This is a genomic window from Methylotenera sp. (assembly GCF_030653755.1).
Lineage (GTDB): Bacteria > Pseudomonadota > Gammaproteobacteria > Burkholderiales > Methylophilaceae > Methylotenera.
The window spans coordinates 52302-75693 of record NZ_JAURYU010000045.1 but is presented as its reverse complement, the minus strand read 5'-3'; the positions used below and the strand labels follow the sequence as shown (position 1 = coordinate 75693).

Annotated in this window: 20 protein-coding genes; 7 read left to right on the top strand and 13 right to left on the bottom strand. The window is 42.8% G+C overall.

The window, feature by feature from the left end:
• Positions 1–79: 79 nt before the first annotated feature.
• From nadD to Q7U33_RS08340, 11 genes are all read right to left on the bottom strand, one after another.
• Positions 80–730, bottom strand: a complete 651-nt coding sequence (gene nadD / locus Q7U33_RS08390; RefSeq protein WP_304859691.1) for a nicotinate-nucleotide adenylyltransferase — start codon at positions 728–730, stop codon at positions 80–82.
• A gap of 64 nt (positions 731–794) precedes the next feature.
• Entirely contained in the window at positions 795–2051 is a 1257-nt protein-coding gene (locus tag Q7U33_RS08385) for a glutamate-5-semialdehyde dehydrogenase (RefSeq protein WP_304859689.1), read from the bottom strand.
• A gap of 113 nt (positions 2052–2164) precedes the next feature.
• Positions 2165–3178, bottom strand: a complete 1014-nt coding sequence (gene holA, locus Q7U33_RS08380; protein ID WP_304859687.1) for a DNA polymerase III subunit delta — start codon at positions 3176–3178, stop codon at positions 2165–2167.
• 9 nt (positions 3179–3187) lie between these two features.
• The gene (gene lptE / locus Q7U33_RS08375; RefSeq protein WP_304859685.1) at positions 3188–3709 is read right to left on the bottom strand and encodes an LPS assembly lipoprotein LptE; all 522 of its coding nucleotides are present in this window, start codon (positions 3707–3709) and stop codon (positions 3188–3190) included.
• A 3-nt stretch (positions 3710–3712) separates the two neighbouring features.
• Positions 3713–6154, bottom strand: a complete 2442-nt coding sequence (gene leuS / locus Q7U33_RS08370) for a leucine--tRNA ligase (protein WP_304859682.1) — start codon at positions 6152–6154, stop codon at positions 3713–3715.
• A 234-nt stretch (positions 6155–6388) separates the two neighbouring features.
• Positions 6389–6709 carry a hypothetical protein gene (locus tag Q7U33_RS08365; protein ID WP_304859680.1) on the bottom strand — a complete coding sequence of 107 codons (321 nt, stop codon included), beginning with the start codon at positions 6707–6709 and terminating at the stop codon, positions 6389–6391.
• Positions 6710–6778: 69 nt separating this feature from the next.
• Complete coding sequence (gene adk / locus Q7U33_RS08360; RefSeq protein WP_304859678.1) at positions 6779–7432, bottom strand: adenylate kinase; 654 nt, start codon at positions 7430–7432, stop codon at positions 6779–6781.
• Between the two features lie 163 nt (positions 7433–7595).
• On the bottom strand, positions 7596–8369 hold the full coding sequence (rsmA, locus tag Q7U33_RS08355; RefSeq protein WP_304859676.1) for a 16S rRNA (adenine(1518)-N(6)/adenine(1519)-N(6))-dimethyltransferase RsmA: 774 nt from the start codon (positions 8367–8369) through the stop codon (positions 7596–7598).
• Between the two features lie 36 nt (positions 8370–8405).
• Positions 8406–9422 (bottom strand): 4-hydroxythreonine-4-phosphate dehydrogenase PdxA, encoded by a 1017-nt coding sequence (gene pdxA / locus Q7U33_RS08350; protein ID WP_304859674.1) that lies wholly within the window; start codon positions 9420–9422, stop codon positions 8406–8408.
• A 53-nt stretch (positions 9423–9475) separates the two neighbouring features.
• Positions 9476–10777 (bottom strand): peptidylprolyl isomerase, encoded by a 1302-nt coding sequence (locus tag Q7U33_RS08345; RefSeq protein WP_304859671.1) that lies wholly within the window; start codon positions 10775–10777, stop codon positions 9476–9478.
• A gap of 2 nt (positions 10778–10779) precedes the next feature.
• Complete coding sequence (locus Q7U33_RS08340; protein ID WP_304859669.1) at positions 10780–13161, bottom strand: LPS-assembly protein LptD; 2382 nt, start codon at positions 13159–13161, stop codon at positions 10780–10782.
• A gap of 282 nt (positions 13162–13443) precedes the next feature.
• Here Q7U33_RS08340 and Q7U33_RS08335 point away from each other — a divergent pair, with 282 nt between their 5' ends.
• From Q7U33_RS08335 to Q7U33_RS08310, 6 genes are all read left to right on the top strand, one after another.
• Entirely contained in the window at positions 13444–14469 is a 1026-nt protein-coding gene (locus tag Q7U33_RS08335; protein ID WP_304860197.1) for an aminoglycoside phosphotransferase family protein, read from the top strand.
• Between the two features lie 69 nt (positions 14470–14538).
• Positions 14539–15198: an N-acetylmuramate alpha-1-phosphate uridylyltransferase MurU gene (murU, locus tag Q7U33_RS08330; RefSeq protein WP_304860194.1), complete on the top strand. Its 660-nt coding sequence runs from the start codon at positions 14539–14541 to the stop codon at positions 15196–15198.
• Between the two features lie 45 nt (positions 15199–15243).
• On the top strand, positions 15244–16548 hold the full coding sequence (locus Q7U33_RS08325) for an aminopeptidase P N-terminal domain-containing protein (protein ID WP_304859667.1): 1305 nt from the start codon (positions 15244–15246) through the stop codon (positions 16546–16548).
• Positions 16549–16551: 3 nt separating this feature from the next.
• A complete protein-coding gene (locus Q7U33_RS08320; RefSeq protein ID WP_304859665.1) occupies positions 16552–17721 on the top strand; it encodes an FAD-dependent monooxygenase in 1170 nt (389 codons plus the stop codon).
• Positions 17718–18914: an FAD-dependent monooxygenase gene (locus tag Q7U33_RS08315; protein ID WP_304859662.1), complete on the top strand. Its 1197-nt coding sequence runs from the start codon at positions 17718–17720 to the stop codon at positions 18912–18914. The genes Q7U33_RS08320 and Q7U33_RS08315 overlap by 4 nt, the downstream gene beginning before the upstream one ends.
• A 91-nt stretch (positions 18915–19005) precedes the next feature.
• Positions 19006–19722, top strand: coding sequence for a DsbC family protein (locus Q7U33_RS08310; protein ID WP_304859659.1), 717 nt, complete (start codon positions 19006–19008; stop codon positions 19720–19722).
• Positions 19723–19831: 109 nt separating this feature from the next.
• Here Q7U33_RS08310 and Q7U33_RS08305 read toward each other — a convergent pair whose 3' ends face one another.
• Together Q7U33_RS08305 and pilB are read right to left on the bottom strand one after the other, a co-directional pair.
• On the bottom strand, positions 19832–21052 hold the full coding sequence (locus tag Q7U33_RS08305) for a type II secretion system F family protein (protein WP_304859657.1): 1221 nt from the start codon (positions 21050–21052) through the stop codon (positions 19832–19834).
• A gap of 47 nt (positions 21053–21099) precedes the next feature.
• Positions 21100–22824 (bottom strand): type IV-A pilus assembly ATPase PilB, encoded by a 1725-nt coding sequence (pilB, locus tag Q7U33_RS08300; protein WP_304859655.1) that lies wholly within the window; start codon positions 22822–22824, stop codon positions 21100–21102.
• 347 nt (positions 22825–23171) lie between these two features.
• On the opposite strand from pilB, the gene Q7U33_RS08295 reads away from it, so the two are divergent.
• The gene (locus Q7U33_RS08295) at positions 23172–23375 is read left to right on the top strand and encodes a cold-shock protein (protein ID WP_015831543.1); all 204 of its coding nucleotides are present in this window, start codon (positions 23172–23174) and stop codon (positions 23373–23375) included.
• The last annotated feature ends 17 nt before the right edge of the window (positions 23376–23392 follow it).

Sequence of the window (23392 nt, the reverse complement as noted above, 5' to 3'; positions counted from 1 at the left end):
GCATTGTTTGGATGCACTATTCGGCTGTATGATAAAGCATTGTTTATTCTATGCTAATCATCATCGCTTGAGTAGCTAGTTATTTGTAAAGTTGATGTGTTTGAATGTAATCTATGACGCTATCTGGCATTAAGTAGCGTATAGAGTTGCCATGCTGAAATCCATCACGAATGGCTGTGGATGAAATATCTAAGGCTGTAATTTGTTGCATTGTGATATGGCCTGCTGGGCTTGCGTGTAAATCATCGCTTATTTCTGTGTAATGACTGTGCAGAAAGTTTTCTAGTGTTGATGATAATTGATGATTAGGCTCAATTTTGCTGGCTTGAGGACGTTGCACTAGGGCGATGTGGCATTGTGTCATGATTTCTTGCCAGCGATGCCAAGTGTCAAACTGTGTAAAGGCGTCGCTACCCATGAATAATATAATACTTGTTTCATGCCCCAACTCCTCACGCAAGTTAAGCAGTGTATCCATGGTGTATGAGTGACCAGTTCTTTTTAGCTCTTGCTCATCTAGGTGGAATAATGGATTGTTGGCAATGGCTAAATCTACCATCGCAGCACGATGCGATGCGCTAATGTTATGTGTGCTTTTATGTGGTGGGTTGGCGGCAGGGATAAAGCGTATGGCATCAATGGCTAAACCCTCGGCAAGCTCTTGTGCCATGCGTAAGTGCCCATAGTGGATAGGGTTAAACGTGCCGCCAAGAATGCCGATGGTTTTCATTTAGTTTACATTTAAGCAAGAGGAGGGTGGCTACTTTTGGCTGTCATCCTACGAGTTTTTAGCATTAGGCACGGACGTGTCCATCACCTAACACAATGTATTTAAGTGAAGTGAGGCCTTCCAAGCCAACTGGGCCACGTGCGTGTAGCTTATCCGTTGAAATACCAATTTCGGCACCGAATCCGTACTCAAAACCATCTGCAAAACGCGTAGATGCATTGACCATTACACTACTTGAATCCACCTCACGTAAGAACCTGCGTGCTTTAGTGTAGTTCTCAGTGACGATAGCTTCAGTATGCTGAGAGGAATGCTGATTAATATGTGCAATGGCTTCATCCAGACCACTCACGACCTTACACGAGATAATGGCTGCAAGATATTCCGTATAGTAGTCTTGCTCTGTGGCTGGTTTTGCTTCATTGACGAGCGCACAAGTTTCTGCGCAGCCGCGAATTTCAATCCCATGCGATGTCAGCATTTCCGCTAGTTTTGGCAACATTTCTTTTGCAACTGAACGTGCGATTAACAATGACTCTGTGGTGTTGCAGGTGCCAAGTCGTTGGGTTTTGCTATTTTCTAGAATACGCAACGCTTTATCAAAGTCTGCATCATCATCAACATACACATGGCAGTTGCCATCTAAATGTTTAATCACTGGGATACGCGCATCATTGGAGATACGCTCGATTAAGCCTTTTCCGCCACGTGGCACAATGACATCCACGTATTGTTTCATGGTGATTAATTCACCTACCGCTGCACGATCTGTAGTTTCTACAATTTGTACGGCGCTCGTTGGTAAACCTGCTGCGGCAAGACCTTCATGTACCAGTTTTGCAAGGGCTTGATTGCAATGAATCGCCTCACTGCCTCCACGCAAAATAGCTGCATTGCCTGATTTGATGCACAGGCCTGCAGCATCTACAGTCACATTAGGACGCGCCTCATAAATAATGCCGATCACCCCTAATGGAACGCGCATTTGACCAATTTGAATACCGCTTGGACGATATTTAAAATTACTCATTTCACCGATTGGGTCAGCAAGACTCGCAATTTGTATTAAGCCTTCAGCCATGCCGTTGATGGATTTTTCAGTAATGGCCAGTCTATCTAGCATGGCAGCATCTAGGCCATTGGCTTTTGCTGCGTCTAAGTCCAATTGATTGGCTGTAAGTAAGGCTGTCTTCTCACGTAGAATTGCTGCCGCAATGGCTTTGAGTGCGGTGTTTTTTTGATTGGTCTCGGCACTTGCCATTAAGCGAGAGGCTTTGCGTGCTTCTATGCCAATATTTTGCATGTATTGTTGTATGTTCATGATTAATTATACTTTTTATTACAGCTAATAAAAAAACATTTTTGCGATACGGCAATGAGGTGTAGTTGATAATTGTTAAATGATATGCGTTAGATAAATGGGCGTTTGAAAAGCTAGCGGCTACGCACCTTCGCCAAACCAAAACATAACCTAGATATTTCTAGCCAAGCATCACCCAGCATTACGCCTTTGGCCATTTTATCAATGTCCACTAGTTTTTGTAGCGCAGCATCTAACTGACGCAGACTTAAGCGCGTTAGTGCGCGTTTTACTAGTGCTTGTTTGTCACCATAAATGCGCGCATTAGTCATCGCAGTAGTAAGATTACTACCACGCATTTCCGCTTGTTTGATGCGTACTAATGGACGTAACACCCACATAAGCGGATTCATCACGGCCACGGCAGTTTCACCTTCATCTTGCAGGCCTTGCAGAATTCTTGCGGTGCGCTCTGCATCACCAGCAAGCACAGCTTCACCGAGTTGGAACGCATCGTAACGTGATACGTTAAGGACAGCTTCGCGTACGATTTCATCTGATAGTTCACCTTGTGGGTAGAGCAGGCTTAGTTTTTGTACTTCTTGGTTTGCTGCAAGCAGATTACCTTCAACTTGATGTGCAAGAAACTCTAATGTTTGAATACTGGTATGCTGTCCTTGTTGTGCGAGGCGGTTAGCAATCCATTTTGGTAGGTTTGCAGCTTCTACTTCATTGAGGGTAATGACTTGCGCATGTGCTTCTAACGTTGAGAACCATGCGCTATTTTTTGCATCCCGCTCAAGCGTTGGCAAAATGATAATCACCGTGGTATCTGGTAATACTTTAACAGCTAACGCTTGTAATGCTTTGGCACCTTCGACGCCAGGTTTTCCATTGGGAATATTTAATTCTAATAATCGGCGGCTGGAGAATAATGAAATCGACTGACCAAAATTCTGGATTTGTTGCCAGCTAAAACTACGCTCAACGATTAAGCTAGTGCGCTCATCAAAGCCTTGGTTGGTGGCTGCAACACGAATCGCATCCAGACACTCGCGTTGCGCTAAAGGCTCATCACCTACCAATACATAGATTGGCTGTAAGCCTTGTTTTAAATGAGGCTCCAGTTGTGCTTGGGTTAAACGCATTAGCTTGCTTTATTGAGTTGCTTCTTGTACATAAGGCGTTTTAGCAGAAAGATGACGCAATATTGCACTGATCGCTTCTTTTCGCATGTCGGTATTTAATCTGGCTTCTTCTTCTAATTTACCTAATAATGAGTCATCGTTATATGAGAAGTCGCGACGAATTTGAATGGTTTGCGCTGTTCCCCATAATGGATTGCTTGCATAACGCGTTCTGAAATTAACTGTATAGTAAACTTCAAACTCTCTCACCAAGCCACGACCACTTAAAGAAAGAATGCGTTTTTCACTTGCTTCATTGAGTAAATCAACCAACATTTCTGCATCTTCCGCTTGCTCAGCGACCTTAACGCCATTGGTTTCAATGGCTCGCTTTAGATCTTTCTTTATGCTAAGTCCTGCTCCTTGTATGTGCAGTTTTGTAAATGCTAAAGGTGCTGTGCCACGCAATTGAAAGCCACATGCTGAAATTAGCATGGTGGCTAAAATGACCCAACTTAAATGACGTGTAAATGTTAAGTTCAGGTATTGCATGGTTTACCCCACAACGACGTTAATAAGTTTATTTGGTACGACAATTACTTTGCGCACACTCATATTTTCTTCAATATATTTTTGTACGCAAGGTTGCTCTAAAGCCAGCTTCTCTAAATTTTCTTTATTTTCAGATTTTGCAACGGTGATACTGCCACGTAGTTTTCCGTTAACCTGAATTACATATTCGATACTATCTTGTACTGTCGCTGATAAATCTGCAACTGGCCAGCCAGCATCAAGAATATGGCTGTTTGGACATAGCTCAGCCCATAAAGCCTGACAAATGTGCGGCACAATTGGTGATAGTAACAGCGCTGCGTTCTGTAACACCTCTTGGCGTACTTGACGCGAGGCATCATCAACACCTTCGACTTTTGCAAGCGCGTTCATCAGCTCCATCACTGATGAAATCGCTGTGTTAAAACTATGACGACGGCCGTAGTCATCAGCTACTTTTTCAATAGTCAGATGTAGTTGGCGTCTTAATGTTTTAAGTTCGGCATTTAAGTCACCAGCTGTATAGGCTGCCACAGTACCGAGCGCAACGTGGTCATAAGTGGCTTGCCAGAGTCTGCGTAAAAAGCGATGTGCACCTTGCACGCCACTGTCTGCCCATTCTAAGCTTTGCTCTGGTGGGGCGGCAAACATCATGAATAAACGCGCAGTATCAGCACCGTAAGTATCAATGAGCTCTTGCGGGTCAACTGTGTTGCCCTTAGATTTACTCATTTTGGTGCCTTCTTTAAGTACCATGCCTTGTGTAAGCAAGTTTGTAAATGGCTCATCGTTTTTAATCAGCCCTACATCACGCATGAGTTTGTTAAAGAAGCGTGCGTATAATAGATGCAAAATCGCATGCTCAATACCACCTACATATTGGTCAACAGGTAGCCAGTAGTTAGCGCGCTCATCTGCCATCGCCGTTGTGCTATCAAAGCTAGCGTAACGTGCAAAGTACCATGATGATTCAAAAAATGTATCTAAGGTATCTGTTTCGCGTGTTGCATTGCCACCACAAGTTGGACAAGTTGTTTCATAAAAGCTTGGGTCTTTTTTAATTGGGGAGCCAACGCCATCCATCACTACATCTTCAGGCAATACCACTGGTAGTTGTTCTCCTGGAACAGGGACTTCACCGCAACTTTGGCAATGAACAATAGGAATTGGGCAGCCCCAGTAACGTTGACGTGAAACACCCCAATCACGCAGGCGGTACTGTGTGCGGCGCTTGCCTAAGTTTTTAGATGACAAGGCGGTTGCAATGGCAGTGCTTGCACCATCAAAATCTAAGCCATCAAACTCTTTTGAATCAAATAAGATGCCATGCTCAGTCATTGGCAATGTGTCGGTATCGCTATGTTTAATAACCGCTTTCACTGGTAAATTATATTTGCCAGCAAATTCGAAATCGCGTTCGTCATGTGCAGGCACAGCCATTACTGCACCTTCACCGTAGCTAGCCAATACATAATTAGCCACCCATACTGGCAACTGCTCGCCGTTCAATGGGTGCGTGACAAATAAGCCAGTTGCCATGCCTTTTTTCTCGGCAGTTGCAACGTCAGCTTCAGCTACGCTACCACGTTTGCATTCAGCAATAAAGTCAGCCAATGCAGGGTTGTTTTGGGCGGCTTGTGTGGCTAGTGCATGCTCTGCGGCAACGGCAACGTAAGTTGCCCCCATTAATGTATCTGGGCGTGTGGTATATACCTTGAGATTGTCGTTTTGGCCAACGATAGGGAACTCCACTTCGCAACCGTAGCTTTTACCTATCCAGTTGCGCTGCATGGTTTTTACTTGTTCAGGCCAGCCCTCTAGCTGATCTAAGTCGTTAAGCAGCTCTTCGGCGTACGCCGTGATTTTCATAAAGTACTGTGGAATATCACGTTTTTCTACTAAAGCACCACTGCGCCAGCCACGACCATCAATCACCTGTTCATTAGCAAGTACGGTGCCATCCACTGGGTCCCAGTTTACTGTTGAGGTTTTTTTGTAAATCAGGCCTTTTTTGAATAGCTCGGTAAACAGCCATTGCTCCCATTTGTAATACTCAGGCTTGCAGGTCGCAATTTCACGATTCCAGTCTACACCCAAGCCCAGTTGTTTAAGTTGAGCTTTCATGTGCTCAATGTTGCTATAAGTCCAAGCGGCTGGCGCAGTTTCGTTTTTGATGGCTGCATTTTCAGCAGGCAGGCCAAATGCATCCCAGCCCATCGGCTGCATGACATTGAAGCCTTTCATTTTATGAAAACGGCTTAATACATCACCAATCGTGTAGTTACGTACATGCCCCATGTGCAAACGCCCGCTCGGGTATGGGAACATAGATAAACAATAGTATTTAGGTTTGTCAGAGTGTTCATTTGCCGCAAAGGTTTGATTGGTTTCCCAATAGGCTTGTGCTGATTGTTCAATGTCTTTGAAAGGATATTGCTGTTGCATGAAGGTAGCTTAAGAGTTAATTTTTAGATTATCGAATTATACCTTGTAGGGTATGAATAAGCGAAGTGTCAAAACACACATCATTGAGGGGGAATATTGACAGATGTAGGCTTGTCAGTAAATTAGTCAACTTTGGAGTTTTGTACTAATTACTCAGGAAAGTAATATGAAGGCTAGTCTAAAGCGTTAAAAAAGTTTTCATCTTTAGACTTGATTGAGATGTCAGGACTGCTGCTACGATTCTTCTATTATTTTATCTCTTAATTTTCTTAAGCCTTCTGGCATTTGCAGGGTTTCACGATCCCAGTTCTCGAGGGTAAGGATTGAATCTAGTGTTGCTTCCATGCGCTCATGATTGACGGTTACTGTCTCGGCAATCAGTTCATGTACCTTAGTGTTTAATGGATTATTACTCAGGCAGTTTTGTTGGTAGGCATAAAGTTGCCGCATGTCTAACAGTTCTTTTGCGACTTGTGCCGGGCATGCGCACATATAAATAAGAGAGGCCTCAATAATGCGTTCGAGCATTTCATCATCAAATGTTTTTTTGAGCATAAAGACCTCTCCTATAGCTAGTTTACTGATCTATTTTAAAATCATTTATTACGATTGTTAAGTTAGATTTTATACTAAAGCTGCAAAAATATTGTCACGAATCACGTTCATATCACCTAATCCGTTCACAAATATGTGTTTAGGTGCGCCAGCGTTGCCACTGCTTGCCCAGTCTGAGTAGTATTTCACTAATGGTTTGGTTTGGCTGTGGTAAACATCTAAACGTGTTTTCACTGTTTCTGCTGCATCATCAGGGCGTTGTACTAGATCTTCACCAGTCACATCATCTTTACCCTCTACTTTTGGCGGATTAAATTTAACGTGGTAAGTGCGGCCGCTTGCTGGGTGGCTACGACGACCACTCATGCGTTCAATGATTGCTTCGTCTGGTACGTCAATTTCAACCACATAATCGATACCTACGCCTGCATTCTTCATCGCCTCTGCTTGTGGAATGGTGCGTGGGAAACCATCGAATAAAAAGCCATTGGCGCAATCAGCTTCTTTAATACGTTCACTTACTAGACCGATAATCACAGCATCAGGCACTAATCCACCGCTGTCCATAAATGCCTTGGCTTCTAAGCCAAGCGGCGTACCAGCTTTTACTGCTGCACGTAGCATATCGCCTGTAGAAATTTGTGGAATATTAAATTTCTCACGTAAGTGAGTAGCTTGAGTGCCTTTGCCTGCACCTGGAGCGCCTAAAAGAATGATTCGCATTGTTTGGAAGTCCTTAATTGTAAGTTTGAGTGTAGATTTTATCTTAAAAATAGCGTTAACCACAGAGTACTCTGTGGACATTACTTAAATCTAGCCAATTAAAATTATTGATGCTAAGGCGATTAATCGGCTCAATTTCTTGTTGATATTGATGATGTAACACTTAATTTTTCTGGCTTAGGTAGTTACTGATGTTCACAAACGCTGCAACGCTTAGGTTTTCAGCGCGAAGTTGTGAGTCGATACCTACGGCCTCAAATCCTTCGTCATTTAGTAAGCCTTTGAGTGTGTTGCGCAGCGTTTTTCTGCGTTGGCCAAATGCAGCCGTGACTATTTGTGCAAATAAAGCTTCATCTTTTGCCGTATATGGTAAAGATGCATGAGGTACACAGCGTACAAATGCTGACTCGACCTTGGGTGCAGGGTCAAAGGCTTCAGGAGGTACGGTGAATAAATACTCCATTTGCAAGCGGTATTGCAACATGACGCTGAGTCTTCCATAAGCGGCGGTAGAAGGAGCTGCCACCATGCGCTCTACGACTTCTTTTTGTAGCATAAAGTGCATATCAATGATTACAGCTACGTTATCGAGTAGGTGAAACAAGATAGGGGTGGAAATGTTATACGGCAGATTGCCCACCACTCTAATTGCGTTACCCAGGCTTGAAAAATCAAATTTGAGCGCATCTGAATTGTGGATAGTGATTTTGTTATGCACATAGGTTTTTTCCATCCAAGCAATAATGTCACGATCTACTTCCACTACATGTAGCATTTCTAGTTGTTGCATCAACGGTTTGGTTAATGCGCCTAAGCCCGGCCCAATCTCTACCATCAGGTCATCTTTCTTTGGCGAGATGGATTCAACCAAACTAGAAATAACACCTTGGTCAGTCAGAAAGTTTTGTCCGAAGCGTTTTTTTGCAATGTGTTTCATAGCGTCAGTCGATAATAGATAAGTGCTTGTGGAAGTTTACAAAGCAAGCAATGGCTTGTTGTTGGAAAGTTGAATAGCTAATTGAATCGCTGCTAATAAACTGCCAATTTCAATATTGCCTGTGCCCGCAAGGTTTAATGCGGTGCCATGGTCAACTGAGGTGCGAATAATCGGTAAGCCTAATGTGACGTTAACCCCTTCACCAAAGCTTGCATGTTTTAACACAGGTAGTCCTTGGTCGTGATACATCGCTAATACGGCATCTGCATCTTTTAAATGGTGTTTTGCAAATAAGGTGTCAGCTGGCAATGCGCCAATCAGGTTCATTCCTTCTTCGCGCAGGTTGATTAGCATGGGGTTAATCACTTCTATTTCTTCACGGCCTAGATAGCCTTCCTCTCCAGCATGAGGATTGAGTCCCGCCACTAAAATACGAGGGTTCTGAATACCAAATTTATTGACCAAATCATGATGCAAAATACGAATAGTCGTTTCTAGGCTTTTTCTGGTGATGGCCTGCGGTACATCTTTTAACGCTAGATGCGTGGTGGCAAGCGCAACGCGCATACTGTTTGATTGATTGCCCGCGACCAGCATCATCACTACTTGTGCTGTATTGGTTAATTCTGCCAAGAACTCAGTATGGCCGCTGAAAGCGATACCGGCATCATTAATAATGCCTTTATGAACAGGTGCCGTGACCATGGCGTCAAACTCACCTTTGATACAGCCTAAAGCCGCTTTTTTTAAGGTTTCTAGTACGTAATCACTGTTGCTAGTATTGAGTTGGCCTGCAATCACGGGGCTTTCTGTTGATAAATCTAAAACGGTGAGTGACCCAGTACCTGTGTGTGTGTGATGCGTATTAGCGTCATATGCCGTGATGTTAAGTGCAAGATTGAGGGATTTTGCACGAACCCGCAGCATCTCTGCGTTAGCAATTACCACTAACTGCGCATCAAGTGGTTGATGTGCCAACATGATGCACAGGTCAGGGCCAATGCCGGCAGGCTCGCCTGCAGTTACAGCAATACGTGTTAATGGTTTTGTCACTTTAGTATAGTGTTGGTTTAGCGCAGTTAAATGAGTACTGTTATTTAGTACTATTAAAACTTATCTTCAAGCCTAAGTTCTACGAATGCACGATCTCGAAGCTCACGTACCCAATCTTGATAAGCTTCATCCGCTTTCCTTGTGCGAATTTCCTGACGCGCTTTTAAACGAGCAGCCTCTTTACTCATATCTTGTTTGCGACGTTCTATCACCTGAATCACATGCCAACCAAAGGGGCTGAGTACAGGTTCGCTGATTTCATCCTGTTTAAGCATATTCATTGCTTTTTCAAACTGGGGTACGGTATCACCTGGATTAACCCAGCCTAAGTCCCCCCCATTCGATGCTGTACCATCTTCTGAAAATTGACGTGCTAGCACCTCAAATTTTTCACCATTATCAAGGCGCTCTTTAATACCGTCCATTTTCTGTTTTGCATCTTTTTCAGACATAATTTCAGAAAGCTTAATCAGGATATGACGCGCATGCGTTTGTTCAATAATCAGAGGGGAGCTGCCGCCGCGCTTGTCGTTCACTTTTAGAATATGAAACCCATTAGGGCTACGTAATGCTGCTGAAATGTCGCCCGCTTGCATGGTTTTTAAGGCATCTAAAAATAAGGTTGGTACTTGTGCGCTTGATTTCCAGCCGATACTACCACCTTCTAGTGCATTTGGCGCATCAGAGAGGCTAGCAGATACTTTTGCAAAACTGGTACCAGCTTCTAGGGCTGCTAATGCTTCATCTACTTTTGCTTTTGCTTTCTGTACATCTTCTGGGGCTGCATCTTCAGGCACGCGAATAAGAATATGAGAGATTTCATATTCATCTTGATTTTGATTGCTTGAAGCTTGCGTCGTTAAGTAGTTGTCAATTTCTGATTCGCTAACATTGACTCGGCTTTCTACTTCACGTTCACGCAATCTAGCGATGATGATTTCGTTGCGGATGTCTGCTCTAAACTTACGGATGCTAATGCCATCTTGGTTAAGTGCATCGTGAAACTCACGAGTCGTCATTTTGTTCTGTTCGGCGATACGCTCAATGGTTTTATCGAGCTGAGTGTCATCCACTTTAATACCTGTTTGTGCAGCATATTGTAGTTGAAGCGCATCAGAAATCAGACGCTCCAGAATTTGCTTACGCAGAATACTCTCTTCTGGGAGCTCAGTGCCTTGTTTACTCAACTGAGCGCTCAACGAGGTAATGCGGCTTTCTAGCTCTTGTTCAGTAATGACAGTTTGGTCGACAACTGCAACAATGCGGTCCATTTTGACCACGTCAGCAGCTAAGGCACTGTATTGGTTAAAACTAAATGCAATTAAGAATGAAATTTTAATAAAGTTACGCAACATAGTTACTCGTAATATGATTGTTGAGGATTTTCAGGAATGAAGCCAGAGCTGACATAGCCTGGAACATTTCGTTTAATCACTGATAATGGGTTTGCGCCAATGGAAGCGAGTCCGCCGAGTTCAAGTTGGAAAAATAATGCATAGTTTGCATCTGCCGTTGCCGTACTAACGCGTTGAACCACGCCACGCGCTTGCCAGCAACCTGCATCATACTCTAAACCTGCCAGCGTTTCGATGATACTTTTCTCACGAAGCGAGTAGTTGACTCGGCCAATACCATACCAGCCTTTACTCAGAGGCCATTGGCTTGAAATGTTGAATTGGTCCAATAAATCTTTTCGATAGCTATAGCTTAAATTTAGCGTTTTGCCAGGCTCAGGGTTGTATCGCCCTGTCATGGTTGTTCTTACTGCAGATGAGTCATCAGTATTGTATTGCCAGAATGTGTCGATTCTCCAGCTGTTTTTTAATTGACCAGTCACACCTGCGATGATGTCTGAACTGTTGCTTTTGCGAAATGATGAGAGGTTGTTGTAGTCCAGCGCAACCTCTTGGTCTGAAAAGTAATAGCGCTGACCAATCGAAGCTGATAAACGTTCGGTGCCACTACTGCTTTCAATAAAGCGCGTAGTCAGTGCAAAGCTCAACTGGTTCGCGTCATTGATGCGATCATTGCCTGTGAATTGATTTTCATTAAACAGTGAGGAAAAGTTTAAGTCAGCTAAGCTGGTATCAAAGATTGGAATTTCTGATTGCTTATTACCAGGTATGTAAACGTAAAACAACCGTGGTTCAATGGTTTGCGAATAACCTCGGTTAGCAATCTTAAAATCTCTATCAAAAAACAATCCGCTGTCTAGACTAAATATTGGAAGTGTTCGCTGTTGTGAGCTTTGGTTTGCTGGAACATTGTCTAGATTGTAACTCGTGTGATGAATGCCGAATTTGGGCGTGACGTAACCAAAAGGTTGGGTAAATGGTACGGTAACGCTGGGGTAAAGCGTGGCGCGAGTGCCAGTTGGTCTGATAGGGCTGTTTTTATTGCTGTCGAAAGCAACTAGTTGGCTATATAGATTTAAATTAATATGACCATATTGCTTGTCACCTACTAGTGTCATTTGTGGCAGGCGCTCATATGGGTATGATAGGTCGTCTAAGGTTTGAAACTTTTGGGCAATCGCGTTGAAGCGCCAAGTGTCATCTGCATAATCAACGTTAAACTGTTGCGGTAAGTTAATACGGCTCGTCGTGACAATTCGTGTAGATAGCTCTGAAAAGTATTCATTATCTGATACTTTCTCAAGGCTATAACCAGCAGACCATCCATTACCCAGTTGGTGCCTGTGTTTTAGATTGGCGAAATAGCGAGTTTCATTACTTAGGCTGTCGCTAGGTAAATATTCTACACTGTTGGTACCAGAGAAGTTTTCTTCTAAGTACCTGAACTCCCCCTGCAATTGTACGCCGCGCTTACTAAGCGCGCGTACTGCAAGGGTCGCATCCATATTGGGCGAGATATTCCAATAAAACGGTGTTAACACCTCAAAGCCGCTACGACTTGTACTGCCGATGGTAGGTGCAAGCAATCCGCTTTTACGTTGATTGTTAAATGAAAAATCTATCCATGGTGTGTATAAAAGGGGTACACCTTTAAATTCAATGTATGCATTTTTAGCACTGCCAGAATTGGTGTAGTTATTTAGCGTTATTTCACTTGCTTTGATGTACCAGTCATCCGTGCCAACTGGGCAGGTTGTGTAACGTGCGTCTACTAAGCGCTTTCTGTTTTCACCATCAAAATAAATGGCTTCCGCATTGCCACGAACATTGGATGGTCTTGAAGATAATTGATTCCCACTGAAATTATTAGTCCCTGTATCGTCCTCTAAGAATGCATTTGCTGCGTTTTGACTCCCAATGTATGGATTTTTCTTACTACTGATTCTTGAAGTTGACGTCTGGTCATCCATTAGCTTGGGTGTAATGGCTTGCTTTTCCATGATGATCGACGCTTCACGCATTTCACCAATGCTTTCTGAAAGACGCATGCGTAGCTCAGGCCCTGTTATTGTGGCATTGCCAACTTCAATGCGTGCATTACCTGTTACATGTAACTCATCGTTTTGTACGTTATATTCGATAGTATCGCCATAGGCGCTCTGCTCGTCTTGATGGATGGATGCATTGCCGATGGCCCTCATTTTTCTATCAAGATGAAGTTCTAGTTTGTCGCCATCGATGACGATGCTACCAGCCTCTTGCTCGTTAATAGGTAAGCTCTCTGATTGTGCAACCTCTGGAAGAGCAGTTTCATTGGCGTGCGATTGCAATGCGTATGCAAATACAATAGGGGAGATCGCAGCTAAAAAACGACTTTTTAGCATGAATAAACCATCTGGCGATGTGTAGAGTTTAACGTTGAAATTAGAAGCACTGTATATAGGTAAACTGTTTTTATTTTATCGATGTTAAAATCTCATATATTGCAATTTTTGGCAATCAAAAAATTGCTCTTGCAATTGGCTAAGCTTGCGGTAAGTACCTTAAATTTAGACAAAAGATTTTAAGTTTTTCAGTATTAATTTGTAATTAAAGGCAAATTATACTTGGATAGAAGTGTTAACGATACATGGTCTCAAGATATATCAATATTTAGAAAGATAGATGTGAATCACGGTCAACAAGATGTTAGGCAGCAGCAGTTAAGTGAGTGGTTAGTCACTGTATTAAAATCTACTGAATTTAGGCTAAGCACCGCTTCTGCGGATGCAAGCTTTAGGCGTTATTTCAGAGTGCATCTGGTTGCAGACAATGGGGATGAAGAGACCTTCATCGCAATGGATGCGCCACCGCCACAAGAAAACTGTGAGCCGTTTGTGAGAATTGCAGCGCTGTTTGGCGGGGCTGGTATGCATGTGCCAACAGTGATTGCTCAGGATTTAGCAAATGGCTTTTTATTGCTGAGTGATTTGGGAGATGTCACTTATTTAAGTCAGTTAAATAAAGAAAGCGCACCGAATTTATATCATGATGCCAATATGGCGCTGATTAAATTACAGTTAGCGAGTAAGCCAGATGTGCTACCTGATTATGATGCCGCACTACTCACGCGTGAAATGCAGCTTTTTCCAGATTGGTATGTTAGCAAACACCTCAATGTTACCTTAGATGAAAAATGGCAAGCTGTCCTACATAAAACGTTTGAGATACTGAATCAAAACATTTTGGCTCAAGGTAAGGTATATGTGCATCGGGACTACCATGCGCGCAACTTGATGGTTTGTGCAGATAATCCCGGCGTGTTGGATTTTCAGGACGCGGTATATGGTCCGATTACCTATGACTTAGTGTCTTTGTTGAAAGATGCCTATGTCGGCTGGGAAGAGGAGCAGATCATTGATTGGTGTGTGCGCTATTGGCAGGCTGCACGAAAAGCAAACCTTCCTGTGCCTGACGACTTTAGCGAGTTTTATCGTGATTTTGAGTATATGGGTGCGCAGCGTCATATTAAAGTGTTGGGTATTTTTGCAAGGCTTTACCATCGTGATGGTAAAGATGGTTATTTAAAAGATATGCCGCTTGTCATGACGTATTTGCGTAAGGTGTGCGAGCGCTATATTGAGTTAAAACCAATGCTGCGCTTATTAGAGAGTTTTGAAGGTACAACACCACAAGTCGGTTATACCTTTTAGTTAGCCATCTGCAGTAAAACCAGATAATGACAGAACAGTTTTTTGACCAAAGGTGCTAATTTGAAAGCGATGATATTGGCGGCAGGGCGTGGAGAGCGGATGCGACCACTGACTGACCACACCCCTAAGCCGTTGTTGCCCGTAGGTGAAAAGCCTTTGATTGTCTGGCATTTAGAACACTTGGCTCAAGCTGGCTTTAAAGAGGTAGTGATTAATCATGCGCACCTAGGCAGCCAGATAGAGGCGGCTTTGGGGGATGGTGCTACATGGGGCTTGCATATTCAATACTCCCCAGAGCATGTGGCACTAGAGACTGCTGGCGGCATTGCCAATGCGCTTGAGCTATTGGGTAGTGAGCCATTTCTTGTGATTAATGGAGATGTGTTTACAGACATCCCGTTTGAACATCTTGTATTGGCACCAAATAAATTAATGCATTTAGTATTAATTGATAACCCCCCACAGCACAGTCAAGGCGACTTTTTTTTTGAAAATGAGACAATTAAGCTAGAAGGCGATATTAAGCTCACCTTCTCTGGTGTTGGCGTTTATCACCCAGCCTTATTTGCTGAGATTAAGCGCGGAGAACCCGCAAAACTTGCGCCCTTGTTAAGGCAAGCGATCGCTAACAATAAAGCGACAGCCGAACATTTTAAAGGTGTTTGGCACGATATAGGCACGCCTGAACGTTTAATGGCACTAAATCAGCAGTTACTTGGTCAGAGTTGAAAGCCTTGGTCAGAGTTTAAAGCTTAGAAGAGAAACTAACCTAACATGTTTAATTTAAATGAATTTAAAGCGCGCCGTCATCAGCTTATCAAAGCGATGGGTGATGGTATTGCCATTGTCCCAACTTCGCCCGAGCTGATTCGAAACCGTGATAGCCATTATCCATATCGGTTTGATAGCTATTTTTACTATCTAACAGGTTTTAAAGAGCCAGAAGCTTTGTTGGTATTGGTTGCAGGAGAAGATAGTAAAAGTATACTTTTCTGTCGCGATAAAGATATTGAGCGTGAGATTTGGGATGGTTTCCGCTATGGGCCAGACGCCACAAAGCATGAATTTGGTTTTGATCAAGCATACAGTTTTAATACCTTAGATGAGTTGATGCCTAAGTTATTGGCAAATCAACCAAAATTGTTTTATAGCTTAGGCGCCGATGTGGCTTGGGATGCTCGTGTCACTAGCTGGTTAAATCAAGTGAAAGCGCAAGCCAGAAGCGGTATGAGCGCCCCTGATGGCGTCGTGGATGTGCGTAAGTTGGTCGATGAGATGCGGCTTTATAAATCTAGCTACGAATTAGACCTGATGCGACAGTCTGCCAAAATCGCTTCATGTGCTCATGCGCGCGCCATGCAGTATGTGCGTGCGGGTCAAATGGAGTATGAGGTGGAGGCGGAGTTTCTCCATGAATTTTATCGGTCAGGTGCGCAGGCCCCAGCTTATACCAGCATCGTGGCAGGAGGGGCGAATGCCTGCACTTTGCACTACAACGCCAATAATAGTGTATTGAAAGATGGCGATCTGTTGCTGATTGACGCTGGATGTGAGTTAGATGGATATGCTTCGGACATAACACGCACTTTTCCTGTGAATGGTAAGTTTAGCGCAGCGCAAAGAGATGTATATGATTTAGTCTTAGCTGCACAAACCGCGGCAATTGCACAAGTCACAGTAAGAAATCATTGGAACTCACCACATGAGGCCGCGTTAGATGTTTTGGTGCAAGGCTTTATTGACATGAAGCTGTGTCAAGGTAGTAAAGATGCTGTATTGGAAAGTGGCGCTTATCGTCAGTTCTATATGCACCGAACTGGGCACTGGCTAGGTTTAGATGTGCATGATGCTGGTGAGTATAAAAATAAAGTGGGTGATTGGCGTAAGTTAGAGGCAGGTATGACACTCACAGTGGAGCCTGGTTGTTACATTAGGCCAGCAGATAATGTGCCAGAACATTTTTGGAATATCGGTATTCGCATAGAAGATGATGTGTTGGTGACAGATGGTGTATGTGAAGTTTTAACACTAGATGCGCCAAAATCTGTGGCTGATATTGAGGCGCTGATGCGTGGTTAACCAATGATATCAACATCAGGAAATATTGCGATTGTAGGCGGTGGGCCAGTTGGTATGGTGCTATCGTTACTGTTGGCTAAACATAATATTGCCAGTACTGTGCTTGAAGTGCGTAAACAAGGCGCAGCAAATCAAGATACGCGCGCGCTTGCTTTGTCTTATGGCACTAGACAGATTCTTGAAAAACTAGGTATCTGGCAGTCTTTATCTGCTTATGCTACCCCCATTAATACGATTCATGTGTCGCAAAAAGGTAGTCTAGGTCGTAGCATCCTGCAAGCATCGGATTATCAGCAAGAAGCGCTTGGTTATGTATTATCTTACGGTGCCTTATGTACCGTGCTCAATGCTGAATTGCAACGATTCCCCATCGTTGAGTTTGTTGATGAAGCGCAGGCTGAGGCGATTACCTATGATGTGAACCAAGCGACTATCCGTTATCGCCGTCACGGCGAAATTGTCCAGCTAAATAGCCCGCTAGCAGTGCTGGCAGATGGTGGGCGTAGTTTGGAAGAAGCCGCAGGTTTAAAGCGTGAGACTAAAGAGTATGGGCATGATGCCTTAATCACTAAGGTTAGTGCTGAGTTGCCTCATCATAATATAGCTTTTGAACGATTTACCTCTGATGGCCCCATGGCGTTACTACCTAACGGTGAACGAGATTTTTCATTGGTGTGGACAGGCAAGCAAGCATTGATATCGCCATTGCTGGATTTAAGTGACGCTGAGTTTCTAACACAATTCCATGCGCAATTTGGAGATCGTGTTGGACGTTTTTTAACCGTAGAAAAACGCATGACCTTTCCATTGAAGCTATCACAATTACAAACGGTGGACACGCCACATCTTGTCGTGATTGGCAATGCTGCGCAAACAATGCACCCTGTTGCTGGACAAGGCTTTAATGTTGGGCTGCGTGATGCTGAAGTATTAGCGCAACAAATAATGAACACGGCGGCAGGAGACATTGGCACTAAAGAGATGTTAGCTGCATATCGTGCAAGCCGAAAAACTGACACTAAAAATGGTCTGTTATTTACAGATTTTCTTGTCAATATTTTCTCAAATGACATTTTAGGCTTCGCCAAATTAAGAAGCGCAGGCTTAGGCTTGTTTGATATCGTTAAGCCTGTTAAACGTCACTTGGTGCGTAAAATGAGTTTTGGGAAATGACAGCCACTCAATTAAAAACAGATGTAACGATTGTAGGTGCAGGGCTTGTGGGGTTGGCTGCAACCGTTGCTTTGGTTCAAGCTGGGTATCAGGTTGTGTTGGTCGATAGTCAAACGCAGCAACGTTTGCGTTATCCAGCAGATGATTGGGATCAGCGCATCTATGCAATTAGTCCTAACAATATGCAATGGCTAAGTCAGTTAGATATTTGGCCCCTAATGGATACAAATCGTATCACTGAGATGCAGGCGATGGAGATATGGGGCGATACAACCTCGCAACCGTTAAGTCTGCATGCTGAAGATGTAAACGCAGATGGCTTAGGTTATATCATAGAGGAACGATTGCTAAAAGATGCGCTGCTGCAATGGATAGAGGCTAGCGATGTCCGCATGTTAACAGGGCATGAGTGTTTAGCGATTAAATCCTCCCCACAGCACACTTTGTTGACCTTGGATAATCAGCAAACAATAGAAAGTACTTTATTACTGGCCGCAGATGGCGCTAACTCATGGGTTCGGCAACAGCTTGATGTTGGGGTGCAACATAAAGATTATGAGCAAACAGCAATTGTTGCAAATTTCTTAACAGAAAAATCACATGAGCACATAGCAAGACAGTGGTTTACGCATGACGCAACGGGTAGGGGTGGCGTACTAGCTTGGTTGCCCTTACCAGAAAATAAGATATCAATTGTGTGGTCCGCACCTACAGCACATGCTGAGGCACTCATGAAGTTGCCTCTTGATGTATTTGCCAATGAAGTAATGCGGGCAGGGAGTAGCAGCTTAGGTGCTATGTCACCCATAGGTAAGCCTGCAAGCTTTCCCTTAATGCTCAAACAAGCTAATCAGATCGTTACCTCGTCAGTTATATTGATAGGTGATGCAGCCCATCGTGTTCATCCAATGGCTGGTCAGGGTGTTAATTTAGGTTTTAGAGATGTGATTGATTTTCTTGATCTGTTAGAGAGTAAACACACTTATCAGCCTATTAACGACAAAGCCTTACTTAAACAATACGCTAGAATAAGAAAAGTTGACTTGCTAAACATGGTCTCTTTAACAAACGGTCTCTATCATTTGTTTGAAAGCTCCCATTCTGTAGTTAAGCATGTAAGGAACTGGGGATTGTCTGCGACAAACCAGCAGGCAATCAAAAAAATGTTAATTGCAAATGCCATTTCACTTTAGTGAGATATCTACTTAGCTCAGTTGTATTCTTTATATTTGTTTGAAGCGTTATCCTATTATGCGTTACCTACTATTACTTAAAGGAAATTAGATGTTAAAAAAGATCGTTAGTGTTGCATTGTTAAGCGCGTTTGCAACGTTTGCTGTGGCGGACGAAGCTAGTGTGAAAAAAGCGGTTGAAGCTGCTTACCCTAAGTTTAAAGTAGAAAAAGTGACAAAGACGCCTTATGCTGGGCTTTATGAAGTATTCATGGGTGGCCAGATTATTTATACAGATGAAAAACTCTCATTCTTAATCGCAGAAGGGCGTTTAGTTGATCCAAAAACTAAAAAAGATATCACTGGTGAGCGGTTGGAAGAGTTGACTAAAATTGATTTCTCTACCCTGCCTTTAAGTCAGGCAATCAAGGTTGTTAAGGGAGATGGTAGTCGTAAGTTGGTCGTTTTCTCTGACGTTGACTGCCCTTATTGCAAAAGGCTAGAGCGTAACGAACTGAGCAATATTACTGACGTTACCATTTATACATTCTTGTACCCAATCGAACAGTTGCATCCTGATGCTGCAAACAAATCAAAATCAATTTGGTGCGCTAAAGACCGTGTAAAAGCATGGGAAGATTGGATACTAAGAGATCAACTAGCAAGCAGTGCTGGCAGTTGTGATGTACCGTTAGAGAGGGTTGGGGAGCTTGCAAGAAAAATCGGTGTTACGAGCACGCCGACCTTAATATTTTCTGATGGTAAGCGCATGCTGGGAGCGCAGCCTTATAAAGAAATTGAGCGTATGTTGTCAGCAGCTAAGAAATAATATTGATATCTATGCGGTTTTAAAAGTGTTTGCTTTTAAAACCGCAGACAGGTTCTTCAGTTTACAAGTTCTTCAATTTAATTCGGTAGAGTTGAGTGGTTCATCTGTATTAGCCTACTACCTGACCAAGTTTGAAGATAGGCAAGTACATCGCAATAACCAAACCACCGATTAATACCCCCAATACGACCATAATAATAGGCTCCATCAAACTGGAGAGGCCTTCTACTGCATCATCCACTTCACCTTCGTAGAAGTCGGCTACTTTACTCAACATAGAATCCAATGCGCCTGACTCCTCACCAATCGCAGTCATTTGTAGCACCATGTTAGGGAAAACGTCTGTATTTTGCATCGCAACCGTTAAACTCGTCCCTGTGCTGATTTCGCTTTGAATTCTTTTTGTGGCATCGTAATACACTCGATTGCCAGCTGCACCAGCAACTGAATCTAGGGCTTCTACTAATGGAACGCCAGCAGCAAACATGGTAGCCATCGTACGTGCAAATCTGGCAATTGTTGCTTTGCGAACCAACTCACCAAACACTGGAAGTTTTAATAACAATCTATCCATAGTCGCTTGGAAAGAAACAGAGCGTTTCCATGTGTAGAAAAAGAACCAGAGCCCGAATCCTATAGAGCCAAAAATAGCCCACCACCATTCTACAAAAATATCAGAAATAGCCATCACGACGAGTGTTGGTGTTGGAAGGTCGGCGCCAAAGCTACTAAATAACTCTTTAAATGCAGGTATCACAAAAATCATAATTACAGCGGTGATGATAAATGCAACCACCAAAATTGAAACTGGATAAAAGAGTGCTGATTTAATTTTAGATTTAATCGCGAGAATTTTTTCTTTATAGGTAGCGAGTCTATCAAGTAGTGTATCTAAAATACCTGCTTGCTCCCCCGCACTAATTAAATTACAAAATAGTGCATCAAAGTACAATGGATACTTACGAAATGCAGCACTAAGGCTGCTACCAGTCTCCACATCAGATTTAATATCACTTAATAGTTTTGATACGGCAGGGTTGCTGTGGCCTTTGCCTACAATATCAAAAGTCTGTAACAACGGCACCCCAGATTTCATCATGGTAGCAAGTTGGCGGGTAAATAATGTCACATCTTTATCTGAAACTTTACCCGCACTTGTAAAGCTGCTTTGTTTTTTGATTTTGGTGACGGTAACGCCTTGGCGACGTAATGTAGCGCTTACAAAAGACTCACCTGAGGCCTTCATTTCACCTTTAATAATTTTGCCTTTTTTGTCTTTACCTACCCAAGAGTAAATAACTTCTTTTGTGGCCTTAGGATTAGCTGCCATAATTATTTCCTGAGTTTCTTGCTGTTGTATGGAGGTATTTTAAAGCGTTATTCATTGGTGCATGCCTCTACTTCCTCTATCGAAGTTAAGCCTTGCATTACTTTAAGTATGCCTGAGCGACGTAAATCGTTCACGCCATCTAGTCTTGCTTGGTCAGCAATGTCATGTGCTGTACCATTTTTCATAATAATTCGACTAATTGCATCTGTCACTGGCATGACTTGGTAAATACCTACTCGCCCTTTATAGCCACCGTTACATAACTCACAGCCCTCTGGGTTGTGAGCATAAAGTTGCCAAGGTTCATTGAAGTCTTCTTCAATAAATCCAACGCTTAAAAGCGCTTCTTTAGGAATATTGATAGGGGTTTTGCAGTGCTTGCATAAGCGTCTAGCCAATCGTTGCGCAGTAATAAGAGAAACTGCTGACGCAATATTGAACGGCGCAACGCCCATATTCAACAAACGAGTTAATGTAGATGGCGCATCATTGGTGTGTAGGGTAGAAAGCACCATATGGCCCGTGGACGCCGCTTTGATAGCCATATCAGCGGTTTCTAAATCACGAATTTCACCAATCATGATGATGTCTGGATCTTGCCTTAAGAACGACTTTAATGCGGCTGCAAAAGTAAGTCCTTGTTTATCATTTACATTAACTTGATTAATACCTGCAAGGGGAATCTCACATGGATCCTCAGCGGTTGAAATATTAACATCTGGTTTATTGAGGATATTTAAACATGTGTAAAGTGAAACTGTTTTACCTGAGCCTGTTGGGCCAGTGACTAACACTAAGCCATAAGGCCGACTTACTGCATTGAGTAAGCGCTCTTTTTGGATAGGTTCATATCCTAACGCTTCAATACCAAGTGATGCACTGGCAGGATCCAGAATCCGCATCACAATCTTTTCACCATGAATTAAGGGTAATGTGCTAACACGGAAATCAATCGTGCGTGTTTTGGATAACACTAACTTCATGCGACCATCTTGCGGGATACGCTTTTCTGATATATCCATACTTGAGATAACTTTGATGCGTGAGGCTAATTTTTCCTTAATCGCAAGAGGTGGTTGGCTAATCTCCCGAAGTGCACCATCAACCCGATAACGTACACGATAAAATTTCTCATATGGCTCAAAGTGTAAATCAGATGCCCCCATGTTAATGGCATCTAGCAACATTTTATTAAGAAAACGAACAACAGGGGCATCATCAACTTCGGTTTCTACTTGCTCATCTTCAACAATGTGCGCGCTGTCATCATTAAAGCCAAAGTCATCATCGTGCCCAACGTCAAGCGATTTGAGGCTAGTATCTTTAGATTGAATGACTTTATCTATCCAGCGGCCGAGCTTGTCATCTTCAACCACAATTGGTGAAATGTTCATTCCCATTTGGAATTGAACGCTATCTAATGCGAGGATATTGGTGGGGTCGGAAATTGCAACATACAGCACATTGTTACGCGCTTGAAGAGCTATTACGCGGTTGCTGATAGCTAGTTTGCTATCAATTTGTTTGGCAGGTAAGTAGTCTGGGTTGAATGCATCCAAATTAAAGTAGGGAAAGCCAAAGGCCTTTGCTGAGGCTTCTGCAATGCTTAATGCGCTCAGTTTTTTACTTTGAATCAGTTGTGAAATAAACGATGCATTGATAGTTGAAGCCTGCGCTTCAACTGTTCTTGCTTCATCTTCAGAAAGTAGCTTTTCTTGAATTAATGTTCTAGCGAGACCACTTAGTTTTGTTTGTGAGGTTGCAGTTGCCATATTGATTGTCGTGGTTGAATGAGCTTACAAACAATTCCAATTAATTTATTCAGTCCAATAATGCACTTTACGTTTTTTTTTGTAAAGACTTTACGTCTTTTATCATGAAAATTAGCTAATTATATTAACTTTTAAGACAAAGTAATCAAGCGTGACGAGCTTAGCGCAAGACATAGCTTCTATGAAGACAAAAACTTCTTGACATCTCAGAAAAAGCAACATATAAATATGCTTAGGTGTTTGAATTCGAGTTTTTTGCAGCCTGCTTTAATTTAGTTACTGCGACTTCTGTTCTTGAGGCAAACTTTTTGGGGCGCCCCCCTTTGTAATATGTAAGGATGTATGAAATGGCAACAGGTACCGTAAAATGGTTTAATGATTCTAAAGGTTTTGGTTTTATTACACCTGATGATGGTGGTGATGATTTATTCGCACACTTCTCAGCGATTGTAGAATCAGGTTATAAAAGCCTAAAAGAAGGCCAACGTGTAAGTTTTGATTTAACTGAAGGCCCAAAAGGTAAACAAGCTTCAAATATTCAGAAAGCTTAAGTTTTATCTAAACTAAA

Excerpts from the sequence above, each read along its gene's own strand:
- nadD (WP_304859691.1), bottom strand. The coding sequence starts at position 730 with ATGAAAACCATCGGCATTCTTGGCGGCACGTTTAACCCTATCCACTAT.
- Q7U33_RS08385 (WP_304859689.1), bottom strand. The coding sequence starts at position 2,051 with ATGAACATACAACAATACATGCAAAATATTGGCATAGAAGCACGCAAA.
- holA (WP_304859687.1), bottom strand. The coding sequence starts at position 3,178 with ATGCGTTTAACCCAAGCACAACTGGAGCCTCATTTAAAACAAGGCTTA.
- lptE (WP_304859685.1), bottom strand. The coding sequence starts at position 3,709 with ATGCAATACCTGAACTTAACATTTACACGTCATTTAAGTTGGGTCATT.
- leuS (WP_304859682.1), bottom strand. The coding sequence starts at position 6,154 with ATGCAACAGCAATATCCTTTCAAAGACATTGAACAATCAGCACAAGCC.
- Q7U33_RS08365 (WP_304859680.1), bottom strand. The coding sequence starts at position 6,709 with ATGCTCAAAAAAACATTTGATGATGAAATGCTCGAACGCATTATTGAG.
- adk (WP_304859678.1), bottom strand. The coding sequence starts at position 7,432 with ATGCGAATCATTCTTTTAGGCGCTCCAGGTGCAGGCAAAGGCACTCAA.
- rsmA (WP_304859676.1), bottom strand. The coding sequence starts at position 8,369 with ATGAAACACATTGCAAAAAAACGCTTCGGACAAAACTTTCTGACTGAC.
- Q7U33_RS08345 (WP_304859671.1), bottom strand. The coding sequence starts at position 10,777 with ATGTTGCGTAACTTTATTAAAATTTCATTCTTAATTGCATTTAGTTTT.
- Q7U33_RS08340 (WP_304859669.1), bottom strand. The coding sequence starts at position 13,161 with ATGCTAAAAAGTCGTTTTTTAGCTGCGATCTCCCCTATTGTATTTGCA.
- murU (WP_304860194.1), top strand. The coding sequence starts at position 14,539 with ATGATATTGGCGGCAGGGCGTGGAGAGCGGATGCGACCACTGACTGAC.
- Q7U33_RS08325 (WP_304859667.1), top strand. The coding sequence starts at position 15,244 with ATGTTTAATTTAAATGAATTTAAAGCGCGCCGTCATCAGCTTATCAAA.
- Q7U33_RS08320 (WP_304859665.1), top strand. The coding sequence starts at position 16,552 with ATGATATCAACATCAGGAAATATTGCGATTGTAGGCGGTGGGCCAGTT.
- Q7U33_RS08315 (WP_304859662.1), top strand. The coding sequence starts at position 17,718 with ATGACAGCCACTCAATTAAAAACAGATGTAACGATTGTAGGTGCAGGG.
- Q7U33_RS08310 (WP_304859659.1), top strand. The coding sequence starts at position 19,006 with ATGTTAAAAAAGATCGTTAGTGTTGCATTGTTAAGCGCGTTTGCAACG.
- Q7U33_RS08305 (WP_304859657.1), bottom strand. The coding sequence starts at position 21,052 with ATGGCAGCTAATCCTAAGGCCACAAAAGAAGTTATTTACTCTTGGGTA.
- pilB (WP_304859655.1), bottom strand. The coding sequence starts at position 22,824 with ATGGCAACTGCAACCTCACAAACAAAACTAAGTGGTCTCGCTAGAACA.
- Q7U33_RS08295 (WP_015831543.1), top strand. The coding sequence starts at position 23,172 with ATGGCAACAGGTACCGTAAAATGGTTTAATGATTCTAAAGGTTTTGGT.